General features: G+C 51.4%; 16 protein-coding genes. 6 read left to right on the top strand and 10 right to left on the bottom strand.

Annotated elements, in window-relative coordinates; genetic code table 11:
- The first annotated feature begins 2 nt into the window (after positions 1–2).
- From purH to VCU37_RS04660, 5 genes are all read left to right on the top strand, one after another.
- A complete protein-coding gene (purH, locus tag VCU37_RS04640) occupies positions 3–1,625 on the top strand; it encodes a bifunctional phosphoribosylaminoimidazolecarboxamide formyltransferase/IMP cyclohydrolase (protein WP_336249444.1) in 1,623 nt (540 codons plus the stop codon).
- 5 nt (positions 1,626–1,630) lie between these two features.
- Positions 1,631–3,304: a serine/threonine protein kinase gene (locus tag VCU37_RS04645; protein ID WP_336249445.1), complete on the top strand. Its 1,674-nt coding sequence runs from the start codon at positions 1,631–1,633 to the stop codon at positions 3,302–3,304.
- A gap of 343 nt (positions 3,305–3,647) precedes the next feature.
- A complete protein-coding gene (locus tag VCU37_RS04650) occupies positions 3,648–4,526 on the top strand; it encodes a bifunctional 5,10-methylenetetrahydrofolate dehydrogenase/5,10-methenyltetrahydrofolate cyclohydrolase (protein WP_336249446.1) in 879 nt (292 codons plus the stop codon).
- Between the two features lie 95 nt (positions 4,527–4,621).
- On the top strand, positions 4,622–5,605 hold the full coding sequence (gene trpS, locus VCU37_RS04655) for a tryptophan--tRNA ligase (protein ID WP_336249447.1): 984 nt from the start codon (positions 4,622–4,624) through the stop codon (positions 5,603–5,605).
- A 407-nt stretch (positions 5,606–6,012) separates the two neighbouring features.
- The gene (locus VCU37_RS04660; protein ID WP_336249448.1) at positions 6,013–6,678 is read left to right on the top strand and encodes a hypothetical protein; all 666 of its coding nucleotides are present in this window, start codon (positions 6,013–6,015) and stop codon (positions 6,676–6,678) included.
- A gap of 740 nt (positions 6,679–7,418) precedes the next feature.
- On the opposite strand, the gene VCU37_RS04665 is transcribed toward VCU37_RS04660, so the two are convergent.
- The 10 genes from VCU37_RS04665 to VCU37_RS04710 all read right to left on the bottom strand — a co-directional run bounded on the left by VCU37_RS04665 (position 7,419) and on the right by VCU37_RS04710 (position 17,788).
- On the bottom strand, positions 7,419–7,931 hold the full coding sequence (locus tag VCU37_RS04665) for a hypothetical protein (RefSeq protein ID WP_336249449.1): 513 nt from the start codon (positions 7,929–7,931) through the stop codon (positions 7,419–7,421).
- Between the two features lie 106 nt (positions 7,932–8,037).
- Positions 8,038–8,802: a hypothetical protein gene (locus VCU37_RS04670; RefSeq protein WP_336249450.1), complete on the bottom strand. Its 765-nt coding sequence runs from the start codon at positions 8,800–8,802 to the stop codon at positions 8,038–8,040.
- A 592-nt stretch (positions 8,803–9,394) separates the two neighbouring features.
- Complete coding sequence (locus VCU37_RS04675) at positions 9,395–9,877, bottom strand: GNAT family N-acetyltransferase (protein ID WP_336249451.1); 483 nt, start codon at positions 9,875–9,877, stop codon at positions 9,395–9,397.
- Between the two features lie 92 nt (positions 9,878–9,969).
- The gene (locus VCU37_RS04680) at positions 9,970–10,857 is read right to left on the bottom strand and encodes an NAD(P)-dependent oxidoreductase (protein WP_336249549.1); all 888 of its coding nucleotides are present in this window, start codon (positions 10,855–10,857) and stop codon (positions 9,970–9,972) included.
- On the bottom strand, positions 10,854–12,218 hold the full coding sequence (locus VCU37_RS04685; RefSeq protein WP_336249452.1) for a four-carbon acid sugar kinase family protein: 1,365 nt from the start codon (positions 12,216–12,218) through the stop codon (positions 10,854–10,856). The genes VCU37_RS04680 and VCU37_RS04685 overlap by 4 nt, the downstream gene beginning before the upstream one ends.
- A gap of 26 nt (positions 12,219–12,244) precedes the next feature.
- Complete coding sequence (locus VCU37_RS04690; protein WP_336249453.1) at positions 12,245–13,237, bottom strand: glycerate kinase family protein; 993 nt, start codon at positions 13,235–13,237, stop codon at positions 12,245–12,247.
- Positions 13,237–14,046 (bottom strand): DeoR/GlpR family DNA-binding transcription regulator, encoded by an 810-nt coding sequence (locus VCU37_RS04695; protein ID WP_336249454.1) that lies wholly within the window; start codon positions 14,044–14,046, stop codon positions 13,237–13,239. The genes VCU37_RS04690 and VCU37_RS04695 overlap by 1 nt, the downstream gene beginning before the upstream one ends.
- Entirely contained in the window at positions 14,043–15,071 is a 1,029-nt protein-coding gene (gene pdxA, locus VCU37_RS04700; protein WP_336249455.1) for a 4-hydroxythreonine-4-phosphate dehydrogenase PdxA, read from the bottom strand. Before pdxA ends, VCU37_RS04695 begins: the two co-directional genes overlap by 4 nt.
- Before the next feature lie 18 nt (positions 15,072–15,089).
- The gene (locus VCU37_RS04705) at positions 15,090–16,370 is read right to left on the bottom strand and encodes a four-carbon acid sugar kinase family protein (RefSeq protein WP_336249456.1); all 1,281 of its coding nucleotides are present in this window, start codon (positions 16,368–16,370) and stop codon (positions 15,090–15,092) included.
- The gene (locus VCU37_RS04710) at positions 16,370–17,788 is read right to left on the bottom strand and encodes a GntP family permease (RefSeq protein ID WP_336249457.1); all 1,419 of its coding nucleotides are present in this window, start codon (positions 17,786–17,788) and stop codon (positions 16,370–16,372) included. The genes VCU37_RS04705 and VCU37_RS04710 overlap by 1 nt, the downstream gene beginning before the upstream one ends.
- A gap of 255 nt (positions 17,789–18,043) precedes the next feature.
- Here VCU37_RS04710 and VCU37_RS04715 point away from each other — a divergent pair, with 255 nt between their 5' ends.
- Entirely contained in the window at positions 18,044–19,825 is a 1,782-nt protein-coding gene (locus VCU37_RS04715; protein WP_336249458.1) for an ABC-F family ATP-binding cassette domain-containing protein, read from the top strand.
- The last annotated feature ends 16 nt before the right edge of the window (positions 19,826–19,841 follow it).

Genomic DNA, 19,841 nt, shown 5'->3' on the forward strand with positions numbered 1-19,841 from the left:
GTATGACTCAGATTGCTCGCGCCCTCATCAGTGTGTTCGATAAAACCGGGCTAGTTGACCTTGCCCAACGTCTTCATTCAGCAGGCGTGGAACTCATTAGCACTGGCTCAACAGCCCAGCACATCGCTAATGCCGGTATTCCCGTTACGCCAGTTGACCAAATCACTGGATTCCCAGAAATGATGGATGGACGGGTTAAAACCCTTCACCCCATGGTCCATGGTGCCATTTTGGCTGACCGAGCCAAACAGGCACATGTCGATGCTATGGACGAGCACGGAATGAGCGCGATTGATCTGGTGGTGGTCAACCTGTATCCCTTTGCAGATACGATCGCGGACCCGGCAAATACGCCAGCCGCTTGCATTGAGATGATTGACATTGGTGGGCCGACGATGGTTCGTTCTGCAGCCAAAAATCACGCCCACGTGACCGTCGTGACGACACCAGCCGAATATGACGGGGTGCTTAGCGAGATTGAATCGACGGGCGGCACGACCCTAGAAACACGCCGACGCCTTGCAGGGATTGCATTTGCACACACGGCTGACTACGACCGAGTCGTGGCAGGGTGGTTTGCCCAACAAGAAGCAACTGGCTGGGCTGGAGAATCTGAAGGCAGCGGTAAATCGACTGGTGGGCAGGCAGCTGGCGGTGGGTGCGGTTGTTGTAAACACAACGCTGACGGACCATTTCCTGAAACCTTGGAGATACACGCCACCCGTCGGGCAACCTTGCGCTACGGCGAGAACCCGCATCAAGAGGCTGCCTGGTATGTGGGCGATCCGGCGTGGGGGCTTGGCACGGTTGAAGTGTTGGGTGGTAAGGAACTGAGTTATAACAACCTCGTTGATACAGACGCGGCATTCCAACTCGTCAATGACTTCACCGATCCCGCTATTGCCATCATTAAACATATGAATCCTGCTGGGGCAGCAGTGGCTAGCTCGTTAGCGGAGGCGTATCCGCGTGCCCTAGCCGGCGATCCGGTCAGTGCGTTTGGTGGGATTGTGGCGGCAAACCGGCAGATAGATGCGGCAACTGCTCAACAGATTGTTGAGGTCTTTACTGAAGTTGTAGTGGCACCTGGATATACGCCCGAAGCCTTGGACATGCTTGGAACTAAAAAGAATCTTCGTATTCTGAACGTTTCTGATCCCGATCGGCCCGCTAATGACGTCGTTATCCGCTCCATTGTTGGTGGCTTTTTGCTCCAAGGGGCCGACAATCCAGAATCTAATGTGGCGCAGTGGGAATGTGTGACCGATACCCAGCCAGCCAACCTCGATGATTTGGTATTTGCCTGGCAAGTTTGTAAACACGTGAAGTCCAATGCGATTGTCTTGGCAAAGGACCACGCGGTTGTTGGTGTGGGTGCTGGCCAGATGAGTCGTGTTGATAGCGTCAATATCGCAGTAACCAAATCGAATGGTCGGGCAAGTGGTTCAGTCTTGGCTTCAGACGCGTTCTTCCCCTTCGCTGATGGGGTTGAAGCGGCAATCGCAGCGGGGGTGACCGCTGTCGTGCAACCAGGTGGCAGTGTACGTGATGAGGAAGTGATCGCGGCTTGTAACAAGGCCGGTGTCCCGATGGTCTTTACCGGACGACGCCATTTCCGGCATTGAGATCTATGGCTACGGTTGATATTCAGGCTGGTCAGCTTGTCGCTGACTGCCGACTCGTGCGCTTGCTGGGTAGCGGTGGCGAAGGGCAAGTTTGGGAGGCAACCCGTCTCGATGGGAGCCCGTGTGCCATGAAACTTGTGCTGCCAGAAGTATTGCCGAGCGCTGAAGAAGTACGCGACCGTGGCCGTTGGCTCGTCCGAATCAATCACCCTGCGATGGTGACCGTAACGCGTGGAGGGCGCTTTACCGGAGGGGATTTAAAGGACTGGGGGTTTGTTGAAATGGAGCTCGTATCGGGCACCAGTTTGCAACATGCTCCACCAGACCCACAAGCCCTTGAGCACCTAGCCGGCGTTGGTGAGGCTCTTGACTTATTACATGAGGGCACTTGGAGCGACGGGGTACCCCTTGTTCATCGTGATGTGAAGCCTGGGAACCTGATTGCGACTGATCGCGGGCTCGTACTCGTAGATCCGTCTACCTTGCGTGGTGTTGATACACGAGATTTGACTCGTGTGGGGACACCAGCCTATGTGGCACCCGAAGTGGCCAGTGGGGTATTTGGCACCAACGTTGATGTGTACTCCTTTGCTGCCACTGCAGCAGCGCTGCTTACTGGGCTGCGGGGTACGCAACTGCGCAAGCTCGTAGATGCACCGATTAATTCTGGGCTTCCTGCCGGGGTCGTAGCTGGTCTGCATATCAATCCCAATAAGCGACCTGAAACCTGTGCCGAAGTGGTGAGTGGCAAGATACTGCCGCGTCGAGCTCGGCCAGTGCCAGAAGGGTCAACCATCATTGGACGCGGCACGCTGGTACCGCCGGAACGTCCTGGCGCCGCAACGACTGTCGCCCAGCGCTCTGCCGTGCGGCCTCGGTCTGGTGGGGCTGAACCGTCACGTACTCAAATGCGTCAACCGCCCATGCCGGTGCGTCAAGAACGGTCATCTCTCTACGATGTGCAGCACCGCGGTGATCGTCAAGGTCGTATCCCCGCGCGCCGTCCAATTGAGGTGGCTGCCAGCTCAGGGAGTGACTGGGAAGGTGCTTCACGAGTTTCACCCCTTGGGTATGAGTACAGGGCACCATTGCGTGCCTGGCCAGTCTTAGCACTCTTTGTAGTGCTTATGGCTCTCGCGGTTGGCTGGTACGGAATGGCAGACCCTGAAATCGGGATCACCGGTGAACAATTCGTAACGATTCTCGGAGGGGTTGGCATTGGGCATGTCGCCTTACATCTGTTTAATCGTCGTCCCCTCTTAGGGTTGCTGCTGCCCACGTATGCGTGGGGTGCGGCACTCGGCGATACCTCTGGAACGCACCGACACGGGTGGGTTACCGATGTGGCTTCTGGCTGGTTGACGGTGTGGGCTGCGTTCACCGCGATTGCTGCCTATACCAAAACAGCCGATCCGCTCGGCGGGGGATTCGTTGGATGGGTAAACAACTGGCTGCCAGGCCCTATTGCGAAACTCGTCAATAACGACTTCGTTGCATTTCTTGGTACAGCCTCCATACCCGATTGGTTCTGGGTTATCTTTGCCGTTGGGGTATGGATTGGGGTGCTTGTTATCCGGTCTATGGGACGCGCAATTGGACCAATCCACTTCATTGCGGCACTCATCAATCTGCCCTTCCAGTTCATCGGTGGTCTGCCACGCTGGATTTTCCGCTGGTAGCCAGGTGTAAAGGTCGGTCTGTGTACCTTTTCGGGGCCAGAAGGGGCCACAGACCGACCTTTATATATCTCCTTCGGGTTGGTGGCGTAGTACCAGTTTCGGCATTTCGATTGGCCTGGCTATCTCCCCATATGCCAAGGTTGGGTATGAACCAGGGCTGGCAACGGCTGCGGCATGGGAGTGTCATGATGCGGCACCAGTTCTTCTGGTCTTTAACTGTCGTTCTCGCAAGGATTGTGCAGTACCCCTTGGCCATAGTGGTCAAGGAAAATCGGCCTGATTGAATCCGTAATTCTAGAAATTGATTAGCAGAATCGGGGTAATACGGCGAAGCTGGTTTGCTATGAGTGCGATCATTATGGACGGAACTGCCGTTGCTAACAAGATCAAAGCGGATGTACGCCGCGACGTTGCAGCCCTTGGGCGGCCGATTGGGTTAGCAGCCATTTTGGTCGGCGATGACCCAGCTTCACAGGTGTACGTGCGAGCCAAAGAACGCGATTGTGAATCCGTAGGGATGATAAACCACGGGTTGAAGTTGCCAGCAGAAACAACTCAAGAAGAATTACACGCTCACATTGATGAACTGAACGCCAACCCTGACGTGCACGGAATTATTGTGCAAATGCCATTACCCAAGCATTTGGACTCAGATGAGGCACAACTCCACATCGACCCCGCAAAGGACGTTGATGGATTGCACCCCTATAACCAAGGGCAACTAATGCGTTCAATGCCGGGACTCTATCCGGCAACACCAACGGGGGTATTGGCCTTGTTGCGTGAGTATAAGGTGCCCCTCTATGGCAAAGAAGCGGTGATTGTTGGACGTAGCGTGCTGGTCGGACGCCCAACAACGATGATTCTTGGCGGATTGGGTCAAGACATGATTGTGACGAACTATCACCGGCACGGTAACAAGTTGGCTGAGTTCACCCGCCGTGCTGATGTGGTGGTGATGGCTGCCGGTAAACCAGGATTACTAAAGGCTGACATGGTGAAACCGGGGGCAGCCGTCATTGATGTAGGTATTACGCGGGGTGATGATGGCAAACTCCATGGTGACGCTGATTTTGATCGGGTAAAGGAAGTTGCTGGCTGGATTACACCGGTGCCCGGTGGTGTGGGACCTATGACGCGGGCGATGTTGCTGGCCAATACCTTTGCGGCGGCAGTATCTCAGCTCACCGGAGCCGGGATTGAGCCAGGGTTCTTGGTTTAAAACTAGTATTGGAATGTTGTGGAAACTGATGGAAATGTAAGAGTTTCTATCGGTTTTATGTTGGTAAAAGTGTTTTAGCGTAAAAGGAAGCAGCGATGACGCGTGTATTTAGTGGGATTCAACCAACCGGTACCCCGCACCTTGGGAACTGGATGGGTGCGATAAGCCGATGGGCGGCTGACCAGCAGCCGGAACACCTGTTTTGTGTGGTGGATTTACACGCGATCACCGTGCCCCAAGACCCCGCGACCTTGCGCGAACAAACCTTAAATATGGCGGCCTGGTTGTTTGCGGCAGGGTTAGATCAAACGGTTGGCCCGATTTATGTGCAGAGTCATGTCACTGCCCATGCTGAGTTGGGCTGGTTGTTGACTTGTTCAACACAGTATGGAGAACTGGGGCGCATGACCCAGTTCAAGGATAAGAGTGCCGGAAAAGCGAATGTAGGGGCTGGGTTGTTTGTCTACCCGAGTTTGATGGCGGCTGATATTTTGCTCTATCAGGCAGAGGAAGTGCCCGTTGGTGATGACCAGGTGCAGCATCTGGAATTAACTCGTGACATTGCCCAGCGCTTTAATAGTCGGTATGGCGAGGTGTTCACCATTCCTAAGGCGGTGTTGCCGAAAGCTGGTGCGCGCATCATGGATTTGCAGAACGTGGGTAAGAAGATGAGTAAGTCTTCTGAAACCGATGCAGGTGTGATTTGGCTCAGTGATACGGAGAAGGTTACCGAGAAGAAGATTAAGCGTGCCGTGACCGACTCTGACGGTGAGATTCGCACGGGGGAGGGGAAAGAGGGCGTTACTAACCTGCTTGACCTCTTCAGTGCCATGAGTGGGCGTAGTGTTGATGACCTTGTCAGTGAATACAACGGGCAAGGCTATGGCACGTTTAAGACCGCCATCGCCGAAGCAACGAATGCCTACCTGGCTCCGGCTCGGCAGCGGCACGCTGAGCTGCTTGCCGACAAGGCTGAATTGACCCGCATGTTGGTTGCCGGAGCCGAAGAAGCCGAACGCCGCGCCGCCCCTACCTTGGCCAAGGCTAAAGACGTGCTTGGCTTTATTGCGCGCGGGTAAGTCTCAATAAACCGGCAAATGTACAACAGGGCATGAACTAATCTCTCGTTATCCCTTCGATTCCTATATGATTCGCTCATATTCAACACGTTATTTGTAATAATATGTCAGTGGTTTTTATTGGTGATGATAAATAGCGAATAAATAGGAAGAAAGAAGAGATTGGTAGTTATTATGATTTGAGTGATAGCGTGACGTTGCAGAAATTAAACTGAAGCAAGTTGATACCGGTGGGATTGTCCAAGTACCCGATACTATTCAAGGTAGATTAGGTCTAGGGAGTGAACCGACTTAATTTGCCACAGGGATAAAATGGGTATTTTTATTGCTACCTAAATAGATGTATGGTCAGCGTGTATATTACTATGCTAATGTAGCTATAACGTGCAAGGCAGGGGGATAATGTCTTGGGTTATGAAGAAAATAAAAAACTTCTTGAGTTGTGGAGAAAAGCTGAAATAAGCAAAGTCACTCTTGAAGCGTTAAGTGAACTATTGGCTGAAGAATATCGGGCGTATGAGCTTCCGTTAAGATATATGGAACCTTGTGGCTTTAACAATCATGATGAGCTTCGCTGGGAATTTATTACAACGGCATTTACGATTACTCATCCTGGGGTTCTTCGTCGGTTAGAAGCTGAAGATAAGCAGTATTATCCAGTTGAGTCTGACTGCGTTGATGATGAGCATCATTTCTTATCCCAAGAAGAGATTGATGAGATGAAAGAAGAGGCCGCACGAGACCGATTGATTGATACGGGTCCGATTCCGGGTGAAGAAGAGTGGTATGAGCCGTTAACTGATCTCGATATTATTTTCTCTTATATTCAGGACGAATATAACGAGGGTAAGCGCGTCGTCATTGTTGTAGAAGAAGAAGATGGGTATGTCGTTAACTTCAAACTCCATGGTTGGAGTGAGCGGCTTACGCGACGGCTCACCGCGATGATTGGTATGCCAGAGCGGGATCATCGTACGCCGGAGGAGTTCTCTTCAATGATGCGCAGGGGAGATCTTAATGATCCGGCATTTGTTTATTATCTCAAGTGTCTCGATGAGTTCGGGATGATTTAGTACCCACAATCGCTGGGGCTGGCATCTTGAGGTGTCAGCCCCCAATTGACCGTAGTGCGCGGTACCTTCATAAACGCAGCGAAACGTCTGACTGTGCGAGTACTTGGTAGCCCGTGCGATCAAGAAGCAGGTGACGCCTGCCCGTTAAGGACAGTGCCTGTTTTGCATACAACCTGTGGGCTATCAATTGCAATAGTCGGTATGTGAGGATTTAAGTTGTTTAGAGCAACATCAATTGAATGAGGTTCGTATATCATCGATACTCTTCTTGTTGACGCACGAGCTCGTTTACGTCTTTTTATATACTTCTATAGTTTCTGGACGAGTAAGGAATCATACTATATCTTATCTTAATTAAAGAAATAATGATAATATTCTCAGTATCGGCAAATAGCAATAAGCATACTTCATTATAATTACAAGCATTAGTAGGATAGTATGATCCTGAGTAGGATAATATGATCCTGTGATATCTAATTCCTATAGTAAATATTCCCTGTAGAGTTATAAAGGATATGTATTATAAATAATAAAATATAAGATAGTTAGACTCTTCTCATTTGCTGCTGATCGGCCAATGAGGGGACCTTGCTCGAGTTGACCTTCAATAGCGTGGCCTTATAAAATTACTATCAGAATCACAGATCTGTAAGATGAATCAACTATGAACTAGCTGATTCTTACGAATTTGGATCGGATTAAGAAATATTGTACTAGAGTTAATGGAAATCAATAAAACTCTATTCGTTGGCTTGCATCATGTCAATAATATTACCATTTTCTACTTTAATATATACAAATAAATGATTCTTAGTTTCAAAGGGCGGTTGCGAATTAGGGAATTTTCGAATAATCGTTAATTTATTAGATTCAATTTCTTTTGTATTGTGGTTGTAGCACACTAAATCAAAACTAATCTCGGTATCTGTGATATCAGCGTACCCGTACCAGTCGCCATTTGGTAAGGTAGTTGTATCTCCTGGTCGGCAGCCACTATATGGTTTTTGTTCACCTTCAGGAATCGGTTTGATAGGTCTAGGAGTAATTTCTTCAGTGGATGTAGGGTGAGTAAGGTAGGGATAGATTCTTGATAAATAGAATTCTCCATTTAATCTAAAATTAGGCAGCCAGATGTCGAATATAGATAGAGGTAGAGATGCTACTGCCGCTATAAATATCGGCGTAACCACCAAAAAAAAGCCAGTGGGATACGCTGATATTTTAGATTTGGTTTTATTCGGTTTTTTCTTCATTTTTTACCTTTCATGAAAAAATAATATTGACCACTCAACCCTAAAATGATCTTGCTTTTAATAAATATTTAAATGCGGGTTATAAATAGTATTAATTACAGATAGACTATTGAAAAGATATAAAATTCATTTTTATTCTATCAATAATGAACTTTAAAATAAGGGCAATAAGGGTAATACTATTAAGTAAGATTGGAAAATGGCATACTTTTTCGTAATACAAATTATTAATCTCTATGGATTGATCGTATTTTTTATCGATACTATCAATAATCTTAAGTATTTCTGATTCTTGTAACGGTGTATTGCTTTTGTATTTTGATAAGGCGTAGAGCAGAGAATCATTGCTATCTCTATCCCTTCTTTTACTGGATACATATATTTTCGAAACTTCAGACAATACATGCACTTCAATAGCCTCTTTTAAATTATTAAATATCAGGCACAATAATATCTGGCACATTACGACATATAGTAAAGCGTATATCACCAAATAGAGTAATATAAATATTATTATGTATTTAGCAGTATGAAATGATCTGGTAAATGATTGACATATAACATAAAATAATATACAATCAATATATAAAAATATCTCCCCTGAAAATTTATACATGATGTTTAAAATCGAATATTCACAGCAAGCAAATTTGAATTGCTTTTCAAGGATATCTAATAAATCATTAATTTTATTTATTTTATTATTTAAGGAATTAAGATTCTGATCTTCTCGATAACTATTTTCATAGCCACTAATAGAGTTAGAGAGTTCATTCAGACACTCCTTTGCGTGATCGATTGAGCTGCCTGCATCTGTAATAAAATTCTTAGTCTCCATGATTTTCTTTCTATATGCGATAGGGTCTTTCATTTGTTCGAGAAGAAAATTCGTTTTGTTCTGCTCCTACAGGAGTGGGCGAAAAATATCCAATTATAATAATTTATATATTAACAAAAGTATAAAATATGAGTAAATATGGTCTACAGTGGTAATGGTCATTGGAGCCAGGTGTAATTTATGGTTGGAGGAAGAATGAATACTTGGCATAACGATGGGGTGCCTTCGCACAGCCGACTATGTTTGTTTATGTTAGCATATAGTAGTATCGACATCTGCGTGCATATGGTGTTCAAAAAGTCGACTAATAGGCCATACCCACTGCCCTTCCTTAGAACCACTGATTCTTGTTATCGCTCCTAACCTCAAATGCGGGTAAACGTTTCCAGATTGTCGGTGTAGCTTCTCACCAGGCTGGTGCTATGGTCCTGCGATAACACCTTAGTGTTTAAGAACAGGGAACAACCCGTACGTCGCCATCGGGAATGACCTCGTTATAGGCTGATTCATTGCTTATTGTGGCAAAAGCAAGGAGCCGCTAATCAAGGTCAGCAAAAAGGTGCGGTCGTAATAATCCTTGAGATTCAGTGCCACATGCATCTGCTGTGGCGTAAGCCGTTGGCTATTAGCTATGCGACAGCGTTCGGACCATGGTTAAGGCATGTTCGTCTTCCTCAACGACGTGGTAACCCATTGCGCGGTAGAGCTTTACCGCGTAGTTGGCCTTATCCACGTGCAATGATGTTTGCCGGTACCCCGCATCGGTGAGGACACGCAACATGGCCTGCATCAGTTGGGTGCCAATACCTTGGCGGCGATAGGCCGGAAGGAGTGCAATAGCAAGTACCGGTGTGGTGTTATCACGGTACCCATAGAGGTCACGGATTCTGGTCCAAACGGCACCCACCGGCTGCCCGTCCACTTCCGCTATAAGGCCAAGGTCATGCTGATCGGCCCCAAAATCTTCGATAAACCCCCACAACTCCGGATGATGAATAATGGAACGATCAGGCAGGGGCATGCCTTCAGGCACAAAGATGGCCTGGTAGAGAAACTCCTCCAAATGGTCCTGATCAGCACGGGTTATCGGGCGCAAGACGGCCATCATTTCCTCACGATCATGCAATAGCGGTCACATGCGTACTGGCCGTGGCACTCCACACCTCCAGTCGCGCCTCCGGCCAAAACACCACGTGTTCCTCAGCTTGGGTCGGGGTCAATCAACCGTACCACAATGGAATCATCCTGTGCGGCCATGCCACGGGCAAGCCCCTGGAGATACAACTGTTCAGCAGCGGCAGCTACCGGTGTGGCTATACCCACCGCTTTAGCCGCTTCGGTCACAATACCCATGTCTTTCACAAAGATGTCCAGGCGACTGCGCACCTCAGCTTCTTCACTGTGGAGTGCCTGAATCGCCCGTGGTCCACGGTCACCGAGCATCCATGAACTCGCCGCCCCCGCCATTAACGCATCGAGTGCCGCTGATGGGTCGAGGCCTAAGCGGTTCGCCAGGGCCATTGCTTCCCCGGCTGCCGCGATATGTACCCCACATAACAACTGGTTCACCGTCTTCATTGCCTGACCGGCCCCAGGGGTATCACCAACGCGAACCAGCGTTCCCGCCATATGATCGAGCACGGGCTTGGCCTTAGCCCAAGCGGCATCATCGGCACCAACCGTGACCAGTAACGTGCCGTCACCAGCACGCGTTGGACCACCGGACACCGGCGCATCCACCAATAACAATCCCGCATCACGCACGCGTGGTTCCACCGCTTGAATACCGGCCATGCCAACCGTCGAGGTTAAAATCACAACGGCCCCAGCCGCAAGGACTGAAACAACCCCATCGGCTCCAAAGAGTGCGTCATCAAGTTGGGCGCTGTTCCGTACAGCTAACAAGACCACATCGGCACCCGTTGCCGCCTCTTGGGCACTCGTTGCTGGTTCAATACCTGCCGCTTCTGCCAGGGCTAACCGTTCTTGGTCAATGTCATAGCCTGCTACGGTAGCCAGTTTGGTGAGATGGGTGCCTGTTGGCAGGCCCATCGCTCCTAACCCCAATACCGCTATACGCATTGTTATGCCTCCTTTGATAACACACTGACTGCATTGGCAAGGGATTGTTCAGAACCCACGTTGCCAGCAAATACCACATACGGAATGGCCGTTCCTGGTCCATCTTGAGCCAGCCATACGGAGATAATCCCTGGTTCCATCGGCCCGATCACCATGGCGCGATGCATATGCAGACTGAACTTCGCCACATCAGAACTGGTGATGCCACCCTTTGCAATCACAAAGCGTGGAGGTTTGCGTTCAATGACCCGTCGAATCGTTTCAACTAACGCCCCATTCACTGTTCGAGCAATGGCCAAACTCTCTGCCTCGTCTTTACCGGCAATAACGTCGCGGCTTGTATGGATAACTGCCGTGCAACTATCCAAGGCCGTAACCAGCACCTCAACCGCACCGGCGATCACTGGTTCAGCATTTTCCAGTAGCTGTGGCACATCCAATTCAACTACTGCTGCCCGCAGAGATCCGGTCAACGCATTGAGCTGACGGGTTGTCGTTGGCACATGTGAACCAACCACAACAAGCCCGTACGGGGTGTCTCCATGTGGAATGAGTTCATCAATCTGTTCACTCGTAATGATTTCTGGCTCATCCATCCCAATAAGGGCGCGCACATAGGGTGGGCCAACACGATGGATAAAGGTTTTTCCGGCCTGGTATGCCCCAATAACCCCGAGAGCAAGTTTCCGTAAATCCTCTTCTGACTGAATATCGGCAATAACATACTGGCCATCAGCAACACCGGCCAGCTTCTCCACCACTGCGTCACGGTCATCAAGTTCGGCCGCGGTGATATGAAGGACATCGTGAGCCAGTACGCGGCCATTCGTTTTTTCTTCGATCCACTCGGACAAGTTAGAGGCGTGATACCCGAACGAATGATCCTTGGCATATTCACTCTCACCAACCGGAATCAGCTCACCGTTCGCATCAGTGCAAAAGTGCACCCCATCAACGGTGACACGGCCAGCATCAGGGAATGCCGGGATAACTAAAACCCCGTCCACCGGTCCACCAATTTGGGTGATGGTATCTGGTTCCAACGGGAAATGGCCGCGTAAGGTTGAGTCAGACCGCGATACAAACGCAACGGCCATATCAAGCTCTTCTGCAACAACCTTGGCAGTCCGTACGACCTCAGCGTTCACCTTCTCCGCATCTTCAGGTGTCATTGAGCGAGTATTGGTCATCACATAAATTGCTGGTGCACCCGTGCCCAACGCCCAGCGCATATCGTCTGGGTCCCAATATGTGATCACAGGCAACCCGGCAACAGATTGCGTACCGGTTGGGTCATCATCCAGCACAACGAATGTCGGCATATTGGCTGATACGCGTGCGTCGTAAACAGTTTGTGCACTTACCATAGGAAATCCTTGGAAATGGTTGGATATTAAAGTGTTTGGAGTATGCCGGGTAGTGTTGCCCGAATACACCCAGCCGGATCATGCATGGCCTGGTCAAGCCCATGTATGGCAGATAAATCAACAAGCGTGACATGATCAGGTAACACAACATCAGCATCAGCTTGACCAACAATCACAATGACCGGCTCACTGGTGTGCTCAATGACGGAACCGACGACTTTGCCAGCTAGTGATGTGGCATCCAGCCGTCCCTCACCCGTGATGACGACATCAGCCGTATTGAGGTGGTCATAGAAGCCCTGCTGTTCGGCCACTAAATCAATCCCCGGTCGAAACTGTGCCCCGAGGGCAAGAAGCGCGCCGCCTAAACCACCTGCGGCCCCACTGCCTGGAGTGTCTTGAACATCGAGGCCAAATTCGTCACGATAAGTCTGTCGAATCTTCTCTAACCTCTGGGTGAGGAGCTCAACCTGTTCTGGAGTGGCCCCTTTTTGGGGTGCAAATACTTCAGCCGCTTGAACGAAGCGAGTCTGCACATCACAGGCAACGAGCAAGTCAACATCTGGCCACGGGCCGCCGGCTGCTTGAATGGCTCGCAACGCGGGTTCACCGCCGTCGGTCATAGCTGATCCGCCGATACCGACAACAATAGTTTTTGCGCCTTGCTTCACTGCCTCTGCGATTATTTCGCCACTCCCTTTACTGGTCGCAGTCATCGCATCATTTGCTTCAGTTCCCCCCGCAAGAACGAGTCCAGAGCATAACGCAGTCTCGATGATGGCATGGTCTCCATCTAAACGCCACGGGCAGGTAACACGTTCACCTTGTGGTCCAGTCACGTCGGTATAGCGGTTTGGGCCACCGAAGGCATCAAGGGTGCCGTCACCCCCATCTGCCAGTGGCACCGCAACCGCATTACCCCCTTGATCTTCGACGATGGCCTGAACGATGGTACAAAAGTCCTGACCACTTAACGTTCCCTTGAACTTATCGGGTGCAATAACAAAATGCGTCATCATCACGCCTTTCGTGGGGAGCCTGGGCTTTTAGTTTGCAAAACTTCGTGGGTCATGCGCCATTCTGAAAGGGTGTGTTCCCGAACGAGATGATCTGTTATCACGGTGCAGTGGCCATCAAGGGGCATCCACGCATTGGTTGTGTGTGGCTCAAATTTGTGGTGGTCAACAAGCAAGAGTTGACGAGCGGAATGACGGACAGCCAGTTCTTTTACCGCGATTTCCTCTAAGGTTGGTTCACCCAACCCGAGTTCGGGGTCCACAACATCAGCACCCAATACGGCGATATCCACGTAGACCCGTTCTAACGTGTGGAGGGCCATTGCCCCCACCACCCCATGGCTTGCAGGATGGACATAACCGCCAACTACGATGACCTCAATATCAGGGTCATTCCGTAAGATCACTGCGGTTTCGAGTCCGCGTGTCACGACACGCCGTCTACCCAGGCCAATCAAGGATTTCGCCAATGCGAGACAGGTCGTACCGGCATCAATAAAGAGGGAATCCCCGTGGCGAATCTGTTCAATGGCGAGCTGGGCAATAGCCTCTTTTTCTTGTACTGCTACGCCCAGCGATGCCGTGAATGTGGGTTCGGCCAGTCGAGGAATAAGCGCGATAGCCCCACCATAGGTTCGTGCAATGGCCCCACGTTGTTGGAGAAACGTTAAGTCACGACGAACGGTTGAAGGCGAAACACCCAAGGCCACCGCGAGTGCTTCAACATCGGTAATGTCTTGATTGACCAGCTCAAGCATCCGGTCATGGCGACGTTGCGTTTTGGCACGCACCGAACCTGGGTGGATCGTCATGACAGATAGGCTTGGCGGATTTTGGGCACGAACGGGGCATAGTCCACCGCAGCCTCAAATGCACTCTGCATGGTCAAGTGGTTCGCCACACCTGTTCCAGCAATATCAAATGCTGTGCCGTGGTCAACTGAGGTACGCAATATCGGTAGCCCTACCGTCACACTGATCGTGCCATTAAAATCCACCGTTTTAGCCGGAATATGGCCCTGGTCATGGAAGTGGCTGAGGACCCCATCAAAGCGCCCTTCTAACCCTTGGTGGAAGACTGAATCAGCCGGAATCGGGCCATGCACATCCAGCCCCCGTTTGCGGGCATCCTCACACGCCGGACGAATGCTAATGATTTCTTCATCCCCAAAGTTGCCGTTCTCACCACCGTGTGGATTAACGGCTGCAACCCCGAGGCGAGGATGGTCCACCCCAAAGGCCTTGAGACTTTCAACGGCACGGTTTATCGCTTGAGAAACGAGCTCTGGGTCGCGTAATTGTTCGAGGGCAACCCGGAGTGCGACGTGGCGGGTTGAGAAAAAAATACGCAGATGGGTTGGGCCGTTGCGGACCACAAACATGGTGTCTGACCAGGCAGCACCGGTCAGTTCTTTAAGCATCTCGGTGTGGCCGAGATGGGTTGATCCACTCGCCCAAATGGCTTCCTTATTAATAGGGGCTGTGACAACGGCGGTGACTTCCTTATCCATTGCGGCTTTGGTTGCCCACTCGATAGCGGTTACGGCAGCCTTACCAGCACGGGCATCCACCTTGCCCCATTCAGGGAGATCGGTACCCAATACCCCGGTATCCCAGACAGCGAGGCCGTCCACATGGCCGGCTTGCCCAGGGTGGCTGATACTGATGAGCGGAGTAGTAACGCCACAAGCTTGCGCACCGCGCTTTGCGGCTTCGATGTCTCCAACAAGAACAGGCGTATATGGGCTCGTGGGGCGGACAAGATCAGCGGTTTTTACCGCAATTTCTGGCCCGACGCCTACTGGATCGCCAAGGGTCAGCGCGATTGGTGCAGTCATCAAAAACTCCTTTAATTGCTATCTCGTTTGGAGCGTGTGTAAATAATCAACGGCACGAATGAGGCTCGCGCCGTCCCCAACTAAACCGCCTTTGGTGACACAGGCCAGGCCGGTATGTGGGCCACCTAGCAATTGCCCTCCAACGCAAAGGGGTTCTAATGCGGTTTGAACGGCAAAGCCCGTGGTGTCGAGTTGTTCAAAGACGGCTGCAGTGACATCACCGCCTGATACATACAATCCACCGATTTGACGATCAGCTAAGGCCATATGGAGGGCAGTAGCCAAGTTCGTACACACATCTTCACCTGAAACCCCAGGAGGTAGGGGGTTTACGTCGGCGGCGGTAAAGGCAGTTGCTAGGCCAACAACTTGACCAGGCAAGGCATCATCAATGAGTTGACCCAAGACTTGCGCACATGCCGCACTATCAGGGGTAATGGAATCGGCCAATGTGGGCGCTTTAATCAACCAGGCGTCACGTTCACTTTGTAGCCGGTTTAACTGGGTGCGGGTGAGGGCACTTGCCGACCCACACAAGACCACCACGGGCGGGTGTGGGGCGGTGGCCGTGAGGCCTAGGGCCTCTGCCATCGCGACTGAGCCAGGACCAGGGTCACTTGTCACCCAACGCACGTGCTGGTCGATCAGTTTGGCCGCATCAACACAGCCACGCATCGCCATCGTTAAATGCCCGTCGGTGAGGGCATCAACAATCAAGGTATTGGCGCCGTCCTGGATGAGAGCGGCAATATGGTCCCGGACACTATTGTCTTCTAAGGTGATGACTGAAAGTGGCACATGAGCAGCCTTCACGTTGGCTTGCTGGCTGATAATTCCGGCAATATCCGACCGTGTCACCGGTGAACGCACGTCTCGAGCAACTTCAGTGAGTTCGAGCCGGTGTCCGTGCAAGAGTTGGTGGCCTTCAACCGTAACCCGCCCAGCTTGTGGCCAGGCAGGGGCAACAACACAAATGGTGCGTTCACCAGAGCAGGATTCAACGGTTGAGCGAACAGCTTCAGTGGTGGCTCCGATATTGCCCCGCATCGTGGTATCAATGCGATTACAGACCAGACGAGCTGGCCAGGCTGTTTGAATAGCCTGTTCAACAAGGGTTTTGGCTCTTGAAGGTGGCGCGTGTCGCGCATCGGTACTGGCTACGACTGTGTTGAAACCGTCGGGTACAGCCGTGAGTTGGGCGACCGTTGTCGTTACGGTTCGCATCCCAGCGTTTGCAAACGCTGCCGCGGTGCCGTTCGCGCCGGTCAAATCATCAGCAATAACCAGCACATCCATCATTACAAGATGAATGACGCGATCGTTAATAACACAAAGGATGCCGCCCAGGCTGTTGTCGTGATACCTGACCAACCTTTGAGCGCAGCTGTCCCTTCAAGGCCGGTGAACCGGGTAACAACCCAGAAATACGAGTCGTTGTAGTAGCTACAGCACATCGAGCCTGCAGAACAACCCAGTGCTACAAGCAGCGGCGAAATACCAAGGCTTGCCACCAATGGGGCTGACACACTTGCGGCGGTAATCATGGCAACTGTGCCTGACCCTTGGGCGAGACGAACTAGGGTCGCAATCAAGAAGGGCACCATGTAGGCAGGTAAAGGCATTGCCGCAATCGTTTGGGCCAGTTCATCGCCTACCCCGCTGTCACGAAGGACCTGCCCAAGACCACCACCTGCACCGGTGATAAGCAAGATAAGGCCAGCACTCGCAGCAGCGTCAGCTAACCATCCTTGTACGCGCGTAGCAGGTACCCAACGGGGTAACAGCCAGTACACCGCGAGAACTAGACCGATAATTAACGCAACAACCGGATGCCCTATAAAGGCCAATGCTGCCGCCCATGTTGATGCGGTGTATTCAGCATCAGGGGTGAGGGCTCCCTGGGAAGACTTGTCAATGGCTGTAGCAACGGTGTTCGCCACAATCAAAGCTAATGGAAGGATCAGCGGAATGAAGGCCATGCCTACCCCAAATTGTTTGGGACCTTCTCCATTCGGGCCTATCCCCATTTCGCGGGTGGGGTCGACGCTGGCCGCATCATCGTCAGCACCGAAAACAGCATCATGGGTTTCGTGGCTGATTTGGTTCTCTAATTTGGGGCCAATCCACTTTGCGTACGTCACCACAACAGGCAACAACAAGACAGTAAACACCAGTCCAGCGGCAATGACCGCGCCCATATCGGCGCCCACAATGCCTGCAACAGCTAATGGCCCGGGCGTTGGTGGCACCATGTGGTGGGTGAGGGTCATCCCACAACCCATCGCAAGGGATACGGCAACGTATCCATAGGTACGCCGTCGTGCCAGTGAACGCGCGAGGGGATTCAAAATGATGTACCCAGAGTCACAAAACACGGGGATAGAAACAACCGCACCCGTTGATCCCATCGCCCACTCTTCGCGTCCTTTGCCAAAGAGTTTGAGGAATGCTTGCGCAATAATGTCAGCAGCACCACTCAGCTCAAGGATTTTGCCGATACCCACACCCAGACCAATCACAATCCCAACGCTGCCGAGGGTGTTTCCGAAGCCGGTTGTCATTGACGAGATGGTTTCACCTGGGCTGAACCCGGCGATAAGGCCCGTGAGCACACTGGCGATCAGCAAGGCAACGAATGCGTCAAGTCGGGTGCGCAAAACGAGCACGACGATGGTGGCAATGCCCAGGACCAGGGCAAGAAGTAATTGAATATCCATTCGGTCCCCTTCGCGGTCACTTGCATTATCTGAGCGAATTGCTCAGCTTTTGGGCATTATCTGCAGTGATTTTGACCAAGTCAAATGGATTAGCTGCGTATTTTGAGCAAAATTAGTAATGGTTTGAACTCGGGTCATAAAAATGGGCAATCATGAAGGTAGCCCAAGGCCGGACGCCACCTACTGGAATGGGGTTGAACCAAAGCGCGTAAAAGGAAAGCGGTGCGGACAGCGCTTGGCTGCCAAGATGGAGGCATGGCCGGACCAAATATTGTGAGTTTAGAGAACGTCGTCAAGGTGTATGCCGAAAAACGACCGCTTGATGGCATCAATGTTGGTCTGGATGCGTACGACCGGGCAGGTGTGATTGGTATCAATGGCAGTGGCAAAAGCACCCTATTGAAGGTTATTGCCGGTATAGAACAGCCTGATGAAGGACGGGTGGTACACCGTAAAGGGCTGCGTGTGCAGTACCTCGACCAAGAACCGGCCTTTGACCCTGACGCCTTACCACTTGAGGTGATTGGAGGGAGTTTGCGCGCCGAAGGGTTGTTGGATCGCCTTGGGATTGCGCCTGATGATGGCCGTCGCATGGGTGAATTGAGCGGTGGTCAACGCCGCAGAGTTGCCCTGGCGGGCGTATTGGCTGCCGACCCCGATTTGTTGATCTTGGACGAACCAACGAACCACCTTGATCCTGATGTCATTGAATGGTTAGAGGGAGAACTCACCCGTCGTTCAGGTGCACTGCTATTTGTAACCCACGACCGGTACGTGTTGAGCAACGTTGCCAATCGCATTATTGAGGTGGTTGATGGGCGAGTTCATACGAACCACGGTTCCTATGACGAATACCTTGAAGCGCGTGCAACACGGGTTGAACAAGCCCACGCCCAGGCACGACGACGGGCCAATTTGGCACGGATTGAGTTGGATTGGCTTCGTCGTGGCCCCAAGGCGCGAACCTCCAAGGCGAAACATCGGGTGGATAAAGCAACTGCCCTGGTAGAAGCATCGAAAGAACGTATTGATGAATCGAAGCTCGCCATTGAGTTCCCAAGTCGCCGGATTGGCTCAACGGTCGTGAATGCCCACAATGCCGGCAAGTCCTTTAATGGTCAAACGGTGCTTTCAGGTGTGGATATGAAGGTTGACCCTCGGGCACGCTGGGGCATTGTTGGTCCTAACGGAGCGGGTAAAAGCACGCTGTTGAAGCTGCTTACAGGCCGTTTGGAACCCGACACCGGCAGTGTACGTATGGGTGAAACGGTACATGTGGGATGGTATGGGCAGGAAGTACAACCAATTAAACCGGGCACCCGGGTTATTGATGCTGTCAAAGCGGTGGCCGAAGAAACGAACTTGATTGATGGTATGCGTGTGGGAGCCGGAGACCTCTTGGAACGCTTCTTATTTACCAAAGCGGCGCAGCGAGCCTTTGTCGAAGAACTCTCCGGCGGGGAACGCCGTCGTCTTGAACTTCTGCTTGTTCTTGCTGACGCACCTAACTTCCTTATTTTGGATGAACCAACGAATGACTTAGATCTCGACACCTTGGCGGTTTTAACAGACTATTTAGATGCTTGGCCAGGGGCGTTGTTGGTGGCGAGCCACGATCGCTATTTCCTAGACCGGGTGTGTAGTGATTTATATGCGATTGAACCCGGGGGGTTCTTACAACATCAGCCCGGTGGATGGACCGCCTGGCGAGAAGCGCAAGGTGAAGCGGAACGTGCCCGCAAACGAATGGCTAAAGACGCAAACAATCTGGCCTTAGCTCAAGTGAAAGCCAAGGAATCGCCCAAACCTAAAACAAAGCTAGGCTTTAATGAACAGCGTGAATATCAAGAGCTTGGGCCGCGGATGGATGCGCTAAGCGCACAGATTACGGAGCTGGAAACGCGACTTGCAACCCAAGCCGTATCAGCTAGTCATACCGATCTAGCTGCCTGGGGTGAACAACTCACCCAGTTACGAGGCGAACTTGATGATGCAGAAATGCGTTGGCTTGAATTAGCTGAACTGGCCGGTGAATAAGGGCAATGACTCATAG

It is taken from the genome of Stomatohabitans albus, from assembly GCF_036336025.1.
GTDB lineage: Bacteria > Actinomycetota > Nitriliruptoria > Euzebyales > Euzebyaceae > Stomatohabitans > Stomatohabitans albus.